The organism is Streptomyces sp. NPDC008317, assembly GCF_042955955.1.
Classification (GTDB): Bacteria; Actinomycetota; Actinomycetes; order Streptomycetales; family Streptomycetaceae; genus Actinacidiphila.
This window is the reverse complement of record NZ_JBIBFQ010000004.1, coordinates 37342-50460: the sequence shown is the minus strand read 5'-3', so window position 1 is coordinate 50460 and position 13119 is coordinate 37342. Positions and strand designations below refer to the sequence as shown.

Below are 13119 nucleotides of genomic sequence, written 5' to 3'. Positions count from 1 at the left end.
CGGGACGGCAGCACAATCGAACTTCTGAAGGGCGGGACCCACCGTGACAACGACAGGCGCAGCCGCGTACGCGTTCTGGCTGGCGGGCCGTGAGGCCACCGGTACGGACACCTTCGATGTGACCAGCCCGTGGGACGGCGCGGCGGTCGGCCGGGTGAGTGTGCCGACGGACGCGCAGGTCGAGGAGGCGGTGGCGGCGGCAGCGGCGGCGCAGGACGCGTTCTCGGCGACGCCCGCCCATGTGCGCGCGGCGGCGCTCGACCACGTGTCGAAGCGGCTCGCGGAGCGGTCGGAGGAGGTCGCCCGGCTGATCACGGCGGAGAACGGCAAGCCGATGAAATGGTCGCGCGGCGAGGTCGGCCGCGCCGTGTCCGTCTTCCGCTGGGCCGCGGAGGAGGCCCGCCGCTTCAACAGCGGCGAGGCGCAGCGGCTGGACACCGACGCCGGCGGCGTCGGGCGGCTCGCGCTGACCCGCCGCTTCAGCCGCGGCCCGGTGCTGGGCATCGCGCCGTTCAACTTCCCGCTCAACCTGGTGGCCCACAAGATCGCCCCGGCCATCGCGGTCGGCACGCCGATCATCCTCAAGCCCGCCCCCGCGACCCCGCTGTCCGCGCTGCTGCTCGGCGAACTCCTCGCCGAGACCACCGGCCTGCCCGAGGGCGCCTGGAGCGTGCTGCCGGTGGCGAACGACCGGATGTCCTCGCTGGTCCAGGACCCGCGGCTGCCGGTGATCTCCTTCACCGGCTCCGACACCGTCGGCTACCAGATCATGGACTCCGTGCCGCGCAAGCACGTCACCCTCGAACTCGGCGGCAACGCCGCCGCCGTCGTCCTCGCCGACTGGTCGTCCGAGGCCGACCTGGACTGGGCGGCGAGCCGGATCGCCACCTTCGCCAACTACCAGGCGGGCCAGTCCTGCATCTCGGTGCAGCGCGTCATCGCCGACACCGCCGTCTACGACGCGCTCGCCGAGAAGATCGTCGCCAAGGTGCGCGCGCAGGCGGTCGGCGACCCCGCCGACGACGCGACCGACGTCGGTCCGCTGGTCAGCGAGGCCGCCGCCGAGCGCGTCGCCTCCTGGGTCGACGACGCCGTCGGCAAGGGCGCCAAGCTGTTGACCGGCGGGGTGCGGGACGGCGCGAGCTACGCCCCGACCGTCCTGGCCGACCTGCCCGCCGACGCCGTCCTCGCCTCGGCCGAGGCATTCGGCCCCGTCCTGTCGCTGCACCGGGTGAACGGCACCGACGAGGCTTTCGCCGCCGTCAACGACTCCCGCTTCGGCCTCCAGAGCGGCGTGTTCACCCACGACCTCCAGGCCGCCTTCCGCGCCCACCGCGAACTGGAGGTCGGCGGCGTCATCATCGGCGACGCGCCCTCCTACCGCGCCGACCAGATGCCGTACGGCGGTGTGAAGGACTCCGGCACCGGGCGCGAAGGCGTCAAGTACGCGATGGACGACTACACGTACGAGCGCGTGCTCGTCCTCACCGGCCTGGACCTTTAAACACAGGACCTCCAGACACGGAACCTCCAGGCGCGGGACCGCTAGACACGGGACCTCCAGGCACCGGACTCCGAGCCCCGAGGGATTCGGCCGACCTCGCGCCGCGGATGGTCGGGTCGGCCGGATTCGGGTAGTACGGACAAGTAGCACCGGTTGGTAACCGGCTACCCGGAGGTGACGCAACCGTGTCCGCACCCACCGCACGCAAGGTCTCGGAGCGCGAAGCACGTCAGGTGGCGGAGGCCGCCAGAGAACAGGACTGGCGCAAGCCCAGCTTCGCCAAGGAACTGTTCCTCGGCCGCTTCCGCCTCGACCTGATCCACCCCCACCCGCTGCCCGCGGCCGAGGCGGTGGAGAAGGGCGAGGCGTTCCTCGACCTGCTCAAGGGCTTCTGCGAGACGAAGGTCGACGGCGCCAGGATCGAGCGCGAGGCGCGGATTCCCGACGAGACGATCGCGGGCCTGAAGGAAATCGGCGCCTTCGGGATGAAGATCGACACCGCGTACGGCGGCCTCGGCCTCACCCAGGTGTACTACAACAAGGCGCTGGCCCTCGCCGGTTCCGCGAGCCCCGCGATCGGCGCGCTGCTGTCGGCCCATCAGTCGATCGGCGTACCGCAGCCGCTGAAGATGTTCGGCACGCGGGAGCAGAAGGAGAAGTTCCTGCCGCGCTGCGCCCGTACCGACATCAGCGCCTTCCTGCTCACCGAGCCCGACGTCGGCTCCGACCCGGCGCGGCTGGCCACCAGCGCGGTCCGCGACGGCGACGACTACGTACTCGACGGCGTGAAGCTGTGGACCACCAACGGCGTCATCGCGGACCTGCTCGTCGTCATGGCCCGGGTGCCGAAGCCGGACGGCGGCGCCGACACCTACGAGGACCACAGGGGCGGCATCACCGCCTTCGTCGTGGAGGCCGACTCCGCGGGCATCACCGTGGAGAACCGCAACGCCTTCATGGGCCTGCGCGGTCTGGAGAACGGCGTCACCCGCTTCCACCAGGTCCGGGTCCCGGCAGCGAACCGGATCGGCGCCGAGGGCGCGGGCCTGAAGATCGCGCTGACCACCCTGAACACCGGCCGCCTGTCGCTGCCCGCCATGTGCGCGGGCGCGGGCAAGTGGTGCCTGAAGATCGCCCGCGAGTGGTCGGCCGCCCGTGAGCAGTGGGGCAAGCCGATCGCCGAGCACGAGGCCGTCGGCGCGAAGATCGCGTACATCGCCGCCACCACCTTCGCGCTCGAAGCCGTACTGGACCTGTCGTCCCAGATGGCGGACGAGGACCGCAACGACATCCGGATCGAGGCCGCGCTGGCCAAGCTCTTCGGCTCGGAGGCCGCCTGGCTGATGGCCGACGAACTGGTGCAGATCCGCGGCGGGCGCGGCTTCGAGACCGCCGACTCGCTGGCCGCCCGCGGCGAGCGCGCCGTCCCGGCCGAGCAGATGCTCCGTGACCTGCGGATCAACCGGATCTTCGAGGGCTCCACCGAGATCATGCACCTGCTGATCGCCCGCGAGGCCGTCGACGCCCACCTGTCCGTGGCGGGCGACCTCATCGACCCCGACACCACCCTGGGCGACAAGGCCAAGGCGGGCGCCAAGGCCGGCGGCTTCTACGCCCGCTGGCTGCCCAAACTGGTCGCGGGCCCGGGCCAGCTCCCGCACGCGTACGCCGAATTCGGGCCGCTCGCCGGACACCTGCGGTACGTGGAGCGCAGCGCGCGCAAGCTGGCCCGCTGCACCTTCTACGCGATGTCGCGCTGGCAGGGCCGGATGGAGACCAAGCAGAACTTCCTCGCCCGGATCGTCGACATCGGCGCGGAACTCTTCGCGATGAGCGCCGCCTGCGTCCGCGCCCAGCACCTTGCCGCGACCGGCGACCACGGCCGGGAGGCCCGCCGTCTGGCCGACGCCTTCTGCCACCAGTCGCGCATCCGCACCGAGGAGCTGTTCGCCCGGCTGTGGACCAACACCGACAGCACCGACCGCCGCCTCACCCGCTCCGTGCTCAACGGCGACCTCACCTGGCTGGAAGCCGGAATCGTCGACGCCAGCCGCGAGGGCCCGTGGATCGCGGAGGCCGAGCCCGGCCCGTCGCGGGCGGACAACGTCCGCCGACCGGTGCACTGACAGCCGCCACGGCAGGACAGAATGGCCCCATGACGGACGCTCTCGCAGACCCGCACTACCGCCCGTACACGACCGGAGAGGCGGCGGCCGGCGGCCGACGGGACATCGTGATCCTCGGCTCGACCGGCTCTGTCGGCACCCAGGCCATCGACGTGGTGCTCCGCAACCCGGACCGCTTCCGCGTCGTGGCCATCTCCGCAGCGGGCAGCCGCGCGGAACTGCTCGCCGAACAGGCGCACCAGCTTCAGGTGCATACGGTCGCGGTCGCGGACGAGGCCGCCGTGGAGCCGCTGCGACAGGCCCTGACCAGGCACTTCGGTCCCGGCAACGGGCCGGAGCTGCTGGTCGGCCCGGAAGCCGCCACCCAGGCCGCGACCCTGGAGTGCCACGCGGTGCTCAACGGCATCACCGGCTCGATCGGCCTGCGGCCCACGCTGGCGGCGCTGGAGGCCGACCGGGTGCTGATCCTCGCCAACAAGGAGTCGCTGATCGTCGGCGGCCCCCTGGTGAAGGCCGTCGCGAAGCCCGGCCAGATCGTGCCCGTCGACTCCGAGCACTCCGCGCTCTTCCAGGCGATGCTCGGCGGCAGCCGCGCCGAGGTCCGCAAGCTCGTCGTCACCGCCTCCGGCGGCCCCTTCCGCGGCCGTACCCGCGAGGAGCTGGCCGACGTCAAGCCCGCCGACGCCCTCGCGCACCCCACCTGGGACATGGGCCCGGTGATCACCATCAACTCCGCGACCCTGGTCAACAAGGGCCTTGAGGTCATCGAGGCGCACCTGCTCTACGACATCCCGTTCGAGCGGATCGAGGTCGTCGTCCACCCCCAGTCCTACATTCACTCGATGGTGGAATTCGTGGACGGATCGACGCTCGCCCAGGCCAGCCCGCCCGACATGCGGATGCCGATCGCGCTGGGTCTCGGCTGGCCGGACCGGGTCCCGGACGCCGCGCCCGCCTTCGACTGGTCGAAAGCCTCGACATGGGAATTCTTCCCGCTCGACGACGACGCGTTCCCGTCCGTCGCATTGGCGCGACATGTGGGTAGCCTCGGAGGCACCGCGCCCGCGGTGTTCAACGCGGCCAACGAGGAGTGCGTCGACGCCTTCCTCGCCGGCCGGCTGCCGTTCACCGGGATCGTGGACACCGTCGCGAAGGTCGTCGAGGAACACGGCGTGCCCGGGACGGGAACTCGACTGACCGTCGAGGACGTCCTCGAAGCGGAGGCGTGGGCCCGTGCCCGTGCCAGGGAACTCGCGAACGTGAACGGGAACAACGGGAGTGCGGACGTGAACGGGAACGTGAACACGAGCGCGTCGACATCGGAGGCAGCAGGCGTATGACCGCTCTCATGACGGTCCTCGGCATAGTGGTCTTCGCCGTGGGCCTGATGGTCTCCATCGCCTGGCACGAGCTGGGCCACCTCTCCACGGCCAAGCTCTTCAAGATCCGCGTGCCGCAGTACATGGTCGGCTTCGGCCCGACGATCTGGTCCCGGCACAAGGGCGAGACCGAGTACGGCTTCAAGGCCGTGCCGCTCGGCGGCTACATCCGCATGATCGGGATGTTCCCGCCGGGGGCGGACGGCAAGGTCTCCGCCCGGTCGACCTCGCCGTGGCGCAGCATGATCGAGGACGCCCGCTCGGCGGCGTACGAGGAGCTCCAGCCCGGCGACGAGACGCGGATGTTCTACACGCGCAAGCCGTGGAAGCGCGTCATCGTGATGTTCGCCGGACCGTTCATGAACCTGATCCTGGCCGTCGCGCTGTTCCTCGGCGTGTTCATGGGCTTCGGCATCAGCATGCGCACCACCGTGGTCAGCCAGGTCAGCGACTGTGTGATCTCGCAGGCGGACACCGCCAAGCGCGACGTGAACAACCCGTGCCTGCCCTCCGATCCCGTCGCGCCCGCCAAGACCGCGGGCTTCAAGGCCGGCGACAAGATCGTGGAGTTCAACGGCCACCCGGTCGGCGACTGGAACGCCCTGTCCAAGGACATCCGCGACGGCATCGGCCCGGCCAGCGTCATCGTGGTCCGCGACGGACAGCGGCTCACCCTGCACCCCACGATCACCACCAACACCGTCGCCAAGACCGACAGCGACGGCAACTACGTGGACGGCACGGTCAAGGCGGGCTTCCTCGGCTTCAGCCCGGCCAGCCACATCCAGCCGCTGGGCTTCACCGATTCCGTGAACCACATGGGCGACATGGCCAAACAGGGCGTGAATTCTCTGATCAGCCTGCCCAAGCGGATTCCCGACCTGTGGAACGCGGCCTTCAACGGCGCGCAGCGCAAGCCGGACTCCCCGATGGGCGTCGTCGGCGCCGCCCGCGTCGGCGGCGAGGTCTTCGCGCTCCAGGAGCCCGCCATCAACCGCGTCATGACCATGGTCATGCTCGTCGGCGGCTTCAACCTCTCGCTGTTCCTGTTCAACATGCTCCCGCTGCTGCCGCTGGACGGCGGCCACATCGCGGGCGCGCTGTGGGAGTCCGTCCGGCGCAAGGCCGCCAAGGTCTTCCGCAAGCCGGACCCCGGCCCCTTCGACGTCGCCAAGCTCATGCCGATCGCCTATGTCGTGGCCGGAATCTTTGTGTCCTTCACCTTGCTTGTCCTGATCGCCGACGTGGTCAACCCCGTCAAACTGAGTTCGTAATGGGATGAGGGGCGTGTGGGTCGTGGGCGGGGTGCCGTAACCTCGGTTATCGGAGCCCGCCCACGCGGGACCTCGATCCACACCTTGGGGATGCCACGCAATGACCGCGATTTCGCTCGGGATGCCAGATGTTCCGATCAAGCTCGCCGAACGCCGCAAGAGCCGTCAGATCCAGGTCGGGTCGGTCCCGGTGGGCGGGGACGCGCCTGTTTCCGTCCAGTCGATGACGACGACCCGTACCTCTGACATCGGTGCCACTCTTCAGCAGATCGCTGAGCTGACGGCTTCGGGCTGTCAGATCGTGCGGGTGGCGTGTCCGACGCAGGATGACGCCGACGCGTTGGCGACGATCGCGAAGAAGTCGCAGATTCCGGTGATCGCGGACATTCATTTTCAGCCGAAGTACGTGTTCGCGGCGATCGATGCCGGGTGTGCGGCGGTTCGGGTGAATCCGGGGAACATCAAGCAGTTCGACGACAAGGTCAAGGAGATCGCGCGGGCGGCTTCGGACGCGGGGACGCCGATCCGGATCGGTGTGAACGCGGGGTCGCTGGACGCGCGGCTGCTGAGGAAGTACGGGAAGGCGACGCCTGAGGCGCTGGTGGAGTCCGCGCTGTGGGAGGCGTCGCTGTTCGAGGAGCACGGTTTCCGGGACATCAAGATCTCGGTGAAGCACAACGACCCGGTCGTGATGGTCAACGCCTACCGGCTGCTTGCCGCGCAGTCGGACTATCCGCTGCATCTGGGTGTGACGGAGGCGGGTCCGGCGTTCCAGGGGACGATCAAGTCCGCTGTGGCGTTCGGTGCGCTGCTGTCGGAGGGTATCGGGGACACGATCCGGGTGTCGTTGTCGGCTCCTCCGGCGGAGGAGGTCAAGGTCGGTATCCAGATTCTGGAGTCGTTGAATCTGCGGCAGCGGCGGCTGGAGATCGTGTCGTGTCCGTCGTGCGGGCGTGCGCAGGTGGATGTGTACAAGCTCGCGGACCAGGTGTCGGCGGGTCTTGACGGTATGGAGGTCCCGCTGCGGGTCGCGGTGATGGGCTGTGTCGTCAACGGTCCGGGTGAGGCCCGTGAGGCCGACCTCGGTGTCGCGTCGGGCAATGGCAAGGGTCAGATCTTCGTCAAGGGTGAGGTCATCAAGACCGTGCCGGAGTCGAAGATCGTCGAGACGCTGATCGAAGAGGCGATGAAACTCGCCGAGCAGATGGAGGCCGACGGCACCATGTCAGGCGAACCGCAGGTGAGCGTCTCCTGACTGCCGAGCAGCCCGCGCGACCGGCCGCCGGGCCACGCCCGAACCCCGCGCCCGCCGCCCACCGGTGGCCGGACGCGGGGCGCGGCACGGCCCCGCGCGGTAAAGTGCGCAGATCATCCCAAGCCTGCTGCTCAAGCCAAGCCTGCTGCGGCCCGTACGGTGAGGCACCCACGTGTTGACCACATCGACTGCCAAGGTCCTCGAACCGGGCGATCTCGACGCCGCCCTCGCCGTACTCAACCGCGACCCGGTGGCCAACGCCTTCGTCACCTCCCGGGTCAATGTCGCCGGGCTCGACCCCTGGCGGCTCGGCGGCGAGATGTGGGGCTGGTACAGCGGCGGCAGACTCACCTCGCTCTGTTACGCGGGCGCCAACCTCGTACCGCTGTGCGCCACCCCCGAGGCCATCCGCGCCTTCGCCGAGCGCGCCCGCCGGGCCGGCCGCCGCTGCTCCTCGATCGTCGGCCCCGCGGAACCCACCGCCGACCTGTGGGCGCTCCTCGAACCCCACTGGGGCCCGGCCCGCGAGATCCGCTCCCACCAGCCTCTGATGACCACCCGCGCGCTGCCCGCCGACATCACGCCCGACCCGCTGGTCCGCCGCGTCCGGCGCGACGAGATGGACGTGATCATGCCCGCGTGCGTGGCCATGTTCACCGAGGAGGTCGGCGTCTCCCCGCTCGCGGGCGACGGCGGCCTGCTCTACCAGGCCCGCGTCGCCGAACTGGTCTCCACCGGACGGGCCTTCGCCCGCATCGAGGACGGCCGAGTCGTCTTCAAGGCCGAGATCGGCGCCGTCACCCGGCACACCTGCCAGATCCAGGGCGTCTGGGTCGCCCCCGAACACCGCGGCAAGGGCCTGTCGGAGACCGGCATGGCCGCCGTCCTGCACTACGCCCTGCGCGATGTCGCCCCGGTCGCCAGCCTCTACGTCAACGACTTCAACGCCCCCGCGCGGGCCGCCTACCAGCGGGTCGGATTCTCCGAAGTCGGCGCGTTCATGAGTGTGTTGTTCTGACCGCGCTCGAAGGCCGCGGGCGCTGGGGGTAGTGTCCCGGCCCATGGAGAACGTGGTGGTCGGACCTGTCGACCTCGGCGCGCGGGTCGACGAAGCCCTCGCCGTACAGGCGCTCGCCTTCGGGCTCGGCCCCGGCGAGGTCGCCATCCGGCGGCAGATCGTGCTCCGGCACCTCAACTACCCCGGTGCGCGGGCCCTCGGCGCGCAGACCGACGACGGACGGCTGGTCGGCTTCGTCTACGGGCTGCCCAACGACCGCGGCCACTGGTGGTCGAGCGTCGTCCAGCCGTACCTGCGGCAGCGCGGCACCGACGGCTGGCTCGACGACTCCTTCGTCATCACCGAACTGCACGTGCTGCCCGACTTCCAGGGCCACCGGGTCGGCCGCCGCCTGATCACCGAGATCACCGACACCGCCACCGAGCCGCGCAGCATCCTCTCCGCGATCGACGGCGACAGCCCCGCCCGCCGCCTCTACCACGCCCTCGGGTACCAGGACCTGGCCCGCCCGGTGCACTTCCCGAGCGCCGCCCGCCCCTACGCCGTGATGGGCGCGCCGCTGCCGCTGCTGCGGTAGAGCGCGGCGCGGGGCGGGCGCGCGTGGGGGAAAAGGGTTGTGCGGGCGCCCGGCGGCCCGGTTACCCTCGCCGCACCCCCGACCTTCACGGAGAACGCCATGGTCCTGCGCATGTCCCGGCTGATGCTCAAGACGCTGCGCGACGCCCCGGCCGACGCGGAGACCGCCAGCCACAAGCTGCTGGTCCGCGCCGGATACGTGCGCCGCTCGTCCGCCGGGATGTGGACCTGGCTGCCGCTCGGCAAACGCGTCCTGGACAACGTCGCCCGCGTCGTACGCGAGGAGATGGAGGCGATCGGCGGCCAGGAGGTGCTGCTGCCCGCGCTCCTGCCCCGCGAGCAGTACGCGGCCACCGGGCGCGCCGACGAGTACGGCGACCTGCTCTTCCGGCTCACCGACCGCAAGGGCGCCGATTATGTGCTCGGCCCCACCCACGAGGAGGTCTTCACGCAGATCGTGAAGGACCAGTGCACGTCCTACAAGGACCTGCCCCTGACCCTCTTCCAGATCCAGACCAAGTACCGCGACGAGGCCAGGCCCCGCTCGGGCGTGCTGCGCGGCCGCGAGTTCCAGATGAAGGACGCGTACTCCTTCGACACCGACGACGAAGGGCTCGCCGCGTCGTACCGGCTGCACCGGCAGGCGTACCTCCGGATCTTCGAACGCCTCGGCTTCGACTTCCGCGTCGTCTCCGCCGTCTCCGGCGCCATGGGCGGCTCCGCCTCCGAGGAGTTCCTGGCGCCCGCCGCCGCGGGCGAGGACACCTTCGCGGACTGCCCCGCCTGCGACTACGCCGCCAATACGGAGGCGGTCACCTTCACTGCCGCGCCCGGTGACGCGGCTGCCGCTGAGCACGGCCCCGTCGAGGAGCTGGACACCCCCGACACCCCCACCATCGAATCGCTCGCCGCCCGTCTCGGCGTGCCCGCCTCCGCCACACTCAAGAACCTGCTGGTCACGGTGGACGGCGAGATCACCGCGGTCGGCGTCCCCGGCGACCGCGAGGTGGACCTCGGCAAGCTCGCGGAACACCTCGCGCCCGCAGCCGTCGCACTCGTCACCGCCGAGGACTTCGCCGACCGGCCCGATCTCGTACGCGGCTACGTCGGCCCCCAGGGCCTGGGCGTCCGCTACCTCGCCGATCCCCGGATCGCCCCCGGCACCGCGTGGGTCACCGGCGCCAACAAGCCCGGCAGGCACGCCGCCAACGTCGTCTGCGGCCGGGACTTCACCGTCGACCGCTACCTCGACGTGGTCACCGTCCGCGCCGGTGACCCCTGCCCCCGGTGCGGCACCGGGCTCCGCCTCGACCGGGCCATCGAGATCGGCCACATCTTCCAGCTCGGCCGCAAATACTCCGACGTCTTCCAGCTCGACGTCCTCGGGCGCGACGGCAAGCCCGTGCGCGTCACCATGGGCTGCTACGGCATCGGCGTCTCGCGCGCCGTCGCCGCCCTCGCCGAACAGACCGCCGACGACGCGGGGCTGTGCTGGCCCGCCGAGGTCGCCCCCGCCGACGTCCACGTCATCGCCGCGGGCAAGGCCGAACAGACCGCTCTCGCGGAGGAGGCCGCCGCCGCGCTGCACGCCGCGGGACTGCGGGTCCTCCTCGACGACCGGCCCTCCCTCTCGCCCGGCGTCAAATTCACCGACGCCGAGCTCATCGGCGTCCCCACCCTCCTCATCGCGGGCCGCCGCGCCCGCGACGCCGTCGTCGAACTCAAGGACCGCCGCACCGGCACCCGCCGAGAGCTCCCCCTCCCCGAAGCCCTCGCCCTCCTCACCACCCCCCACTGACGGCTCGCCGCCGTGGCTGATCGCGCGGTGACGGCTCGACCCCGCCGTGCGGTCGGCGCGCCGCCGCCGTGGCTGGTCGCGCAGTTCCCCGCGCCCCTTCGGGGCTCGATCCCGTCGTGCGGACGGCGGTCGCGCGGGTCCCCGCGTCCCTGGAAAGGCGGCTCCTTGCGGGATCAGACCCACCCCCCGACTCAGCCCGTCCGGCGATTGAGGACTTTCGGGGAGGGGAGGGGCGGGGGCTAGAGCCAGGAGGCGAATTCGAGGAGGAGCTCGGCGGCTTCGCGGTCGCCGACGGAGAGGTACCAGACGCCGGCCTCGACGGCACGGAAGAGGGCCCAGCCGCGAAGGCGCTCGGGCTCGACCTCAAGAGAGGCGGCGAGCTTGGCGAGCCGCCGCCGGGCCGCGGCCCGGGAACCGGGCTGGGCGGCCAGGGTCGGAAGCCGGTCACGGACCAGCCACGCGAGATCGTAGGCCCGCTCACCGACCAGCGGCTTCGGGTCGATGGCCAGCCACGCCATCCGCTCCCCGGCCAGCACATTGCCGTGGTGATAATCCCCGTGCAGCAGCACCTCCTCGGCGCCCGAGGCGACCAGCTCCGCGTGCACCGACAGCGCCTCGTCGACGAGCCCGACCGCTTCGGCCGCCCAAGGCCGCTCCCGCCGCTCGCGCAGCAGCGCCACCAACGCACCGGTGTAGTCGGCGACCGACGTGAAGGGATGCCCCTCGGCCGGCGGCACCCAGAGCCGCTGAAGAACCCCGGCGGCCTCCAGCATCGCCTTGGGCTCGGCAAGCGACCGCAGCGACACATCTGCCTGAAGCCGCTCCAGCAGCATCGCCCCCTCGCCGGGATCGGCGTCGAGGAGGCGTACGGCGCCCCGCCCGTCCCAGTGCGCGAGCGCCGCGTGCTCGTGCTCGGTCTCCCGCGTGACCATGCCGACCTTCAGCACCGCCGGCACCCCGTCCGCAGTGCGGACCAGCACGATCATGCTGATCTGGCCCCCGGCCGCGAAGACCCGCTCGACGGTCAGCCCCCACCGCTCCAGGTACCGCGCCACCCGGTCGGGGAGTTCGGCCAGCCACACCCGGCCCGCCTCGCCCTCCCAGGCCCCGACGGTGCGGACCAGCCGCTCCGGCGGCTCCAGCCGTACGCCTTCCGGCCCCCCGTGGTGCGCTGCTGAAGCCATCCCTGTGCGTTCCCTCCGTGTCGTGTGCGGCGGGGAACGGTGATCAGCTCCGTTCCGCCAACCCCGGGAAGGCTACGCTGCCGCCGCGCCACCGCACGGCACGCACCGCCGCCTCGCGCATGGCGCCCGCCGCGTCCCGCCTGATGTCCCCGATCGCGGACCGCACCACGTCGCCGTAGGCGCCCGCCACCCGCTCCTCCAGATACGCCGCCAGCCGCAGCGCCGCCGCCGCGTCCGCCACCGGGAACGGCAGCTGGTAACCCGCCGCCGCCGTCACCGGCACCCCGCCCAGATCGCGCACCGTACGTCCCAGCACGTCCCGCCGCGCGCGGTGCGCGTCGTACGCCTGCCGCGCCTCGGGCCGGCGGCTCCCGCCGACCAGGCCGCCCACGACGCCGTAGCCGTACACCGCCGCGTGCTCGGCGGCCAGCGCCGCCTGCGCCGCGTCCAGCACCGCGCTCATCGCACCGCCCCCTTCGTCCCGAGCAGCGCCACGTGCCCGGCGCCCGCCGCCGCCACCGACGCGAACAGCCGGGCCGTCTCGCCCGGCACATTGAGCAGCGCCGTCGCCCGGCTGTCGGCGAGCCGCCGCTCCTCGTCCGCCAGGGACTTCAGGGCCGCGGACGGCGAGGAGGCCGGGGGAGCGGACGGCGAGGAGGCGGGGGTCGCGGCGGACGTCGCGCCGGGGGACGGCGAGCCGGTCGGTACGGGCGCCGCCCGGCCGCCGAACGCGCCCACGTGCAGGGCCACTTCGGCCCGCAGCGGCGCCAGCCGACCGGCGAGCGCCGGATACGCGGCAGCCACCGCGTCGTACCGCGCCAGCAACGCCGCGCTGTCGCGGACCGCCTGGCGCAGCGCCAGCTCGCCCGGTTCGGGCAGCGTGGCCTTGTGTCCGGCCCCGTCCGAGCCCGCTGTTCCACCACCTCCGGAACACCCGGCACTGACGGCAACGGCCGCCACCGCCACCACACTCCGCCTGCTGAGCCGAGGCACGTCCGGGATCAT

At 71.7% G+C, this 13119-nt stretch carries 11 protein-coding genes; 8 read left to right on the top strand and 3 right to left on the bottom strand.

Annotated features, from left to right (window positions below):
- Nucleotides 1-43: 43 nt before the first annotated feature.
- The 8 genes from ACFY9V_RS13655 (at nucleotide 44) to ACFY9V_RS13620 (ending at nucleotide 10930) form a co-directional block, all read left to right on the top strand.
- Nucleotides 44-1504: an aldehyde dehydrogenase family protein gene (locus ACFY9V_RS13655; protein WP_355346583.1), complete on the top strand. Its 1461-nt coding sequence runs from the start codon at nucleotides 44-46 to the stop codon at nucleotides 1502-1504.
- 185 nt (nucleotides 1505-1689) lie between these two features.
- Nucleotides 1690-3630, top strand: a complete 1941-nt coding sequence (locus ACFY9V_RS13650) for an acyl-CoA dehydrogenase family protein (protein WP_391050318.1) — start codon at nucleotides 1690-1692, stop codon at nucleotides 3628-3630.
- 29 nt (nucleotides 3631-3659) lie between these two features.
- Complete coding sequence (gene dxr, locus ACFY9V_RS13645; protein WP_355346589.1) at nucleotides 3660-4970, top strand: 1-deoxy-D-xylulose-5-phosphate reductoisomerase; 1311 nt, start codon at nucleotides 3660-3662, stop codon at nucleotides 4968-4970.
- Nucleotides 4967-6283: a site-2 protease family protein gene (locus ACFY9V_RS13640; protein ID WP_355346592.1), complete on the top strand. Its 1317-nt coding sequence runs from the start codon at nucleotides 4967-4969 to the stop codon at nucleotides 6281-6283. Before dxr ends, ACFY9V_RS13640 begins: the two co-directional genes overlap by 4 nt.
- Before the next feature lie 100 nt (nucleotides 6284-6383).
- A complete protein-coding gene (gene ispG / locus ACFY9V_RS13635) occupies nucleotides 6384-7538 on the top strand; it encodes a flavodoxin-dependent (E)-4-hydroxy-3-methylbut-2-enyl-diphosphate synthase (protein WP_391161421.1) in 1155 nt (384 codons plus the stop codon).
- Nucleotides 7539-7710: 172 nt separating this feature from the next.
- Nucleotides 7711-8556, top strand: coding sequence for a GNAT family N-acetyltransferase (locus tag ACFY9V_RS13630; RefSeq protein ID WP_355350332.1), 846 nt, complete (start codon nucleotides 7711-7713; stop codon nucleotides 8554-8556).
- Between the two features lie 43 nt (nucleotides 8557-8599).
- Nucleotides 8600-9133, top strand: a complete 534-nt coding sequence (locus ACFY9V_RS13625) for a GNAT family N-acetyltransferase (RefSeq protein ID WP_355350329.1) — start codon at nucleotides 8600-8602, stop codon at nucleotides 9131-9133.
- Between the two features lie 99 nt (nucleotides 9134-9232).
- Entirely contained in the window at nucleotides 9233-10930 is a 1698-nt protein-coding gene (locus tag ACFY9V_RS13620; RefSeq protein ID WP_391161420.1) for a proline--tRNA ligase, read from the top strand.
- Nucleotides 10931-11169: 239 nt separating this feature from the next.
- Here the strand turns inward: ACFY9V_RS13620 and ACFY9V_RS13615 are convergent, their stop codons facing one another.
- The 3 genes from ACFY9V_RS13615 to ACFY9V_RS13605 are packed head-to-tail and all read right to left on the bottom strand — an operon-like array spanning nucleotide 11170 to nucleotide 13119.
- On the bottom strand, nucleotides 11170-12114 hold the full coding sequence (locus ACFY9V_RS13615) for an aminoglycoside phosphotransferase family protein (RefSeq protein WP_391161419.1): 945 nt from the start codon (nucleotides 12112-12114) through the stop codon (nucleotides 11170-11172).
- A gap of 43 nt (nucleotides 12115-12157) precedes the next feature.
- On the bottom strand, nucleotides 12158-12577 hold the full coding sequence (locus ACFY9V_RS13610; protein ID WP_355350320.1) for a ferritin-like domain-containing protein: 420 nt from the start codon (nucleotides 12575-12577) through the stop codon (nucleotides 12158-12160).
- Nucleotides 12574-13119 (bottom strand): hypothetical protein, encoded by a 546-nt coding sequence (locus ACFY9V_RS13605; RefSeq protein WP_391161418.1) that lies wholly within the window; start codon nucleotides 13117-13119, stop codon nucleotides 12574-12576. Before ACFY9V_RS13605 ends, ACFY9V_RS13610 begins: the two co-directional genes overlap by 4 nt.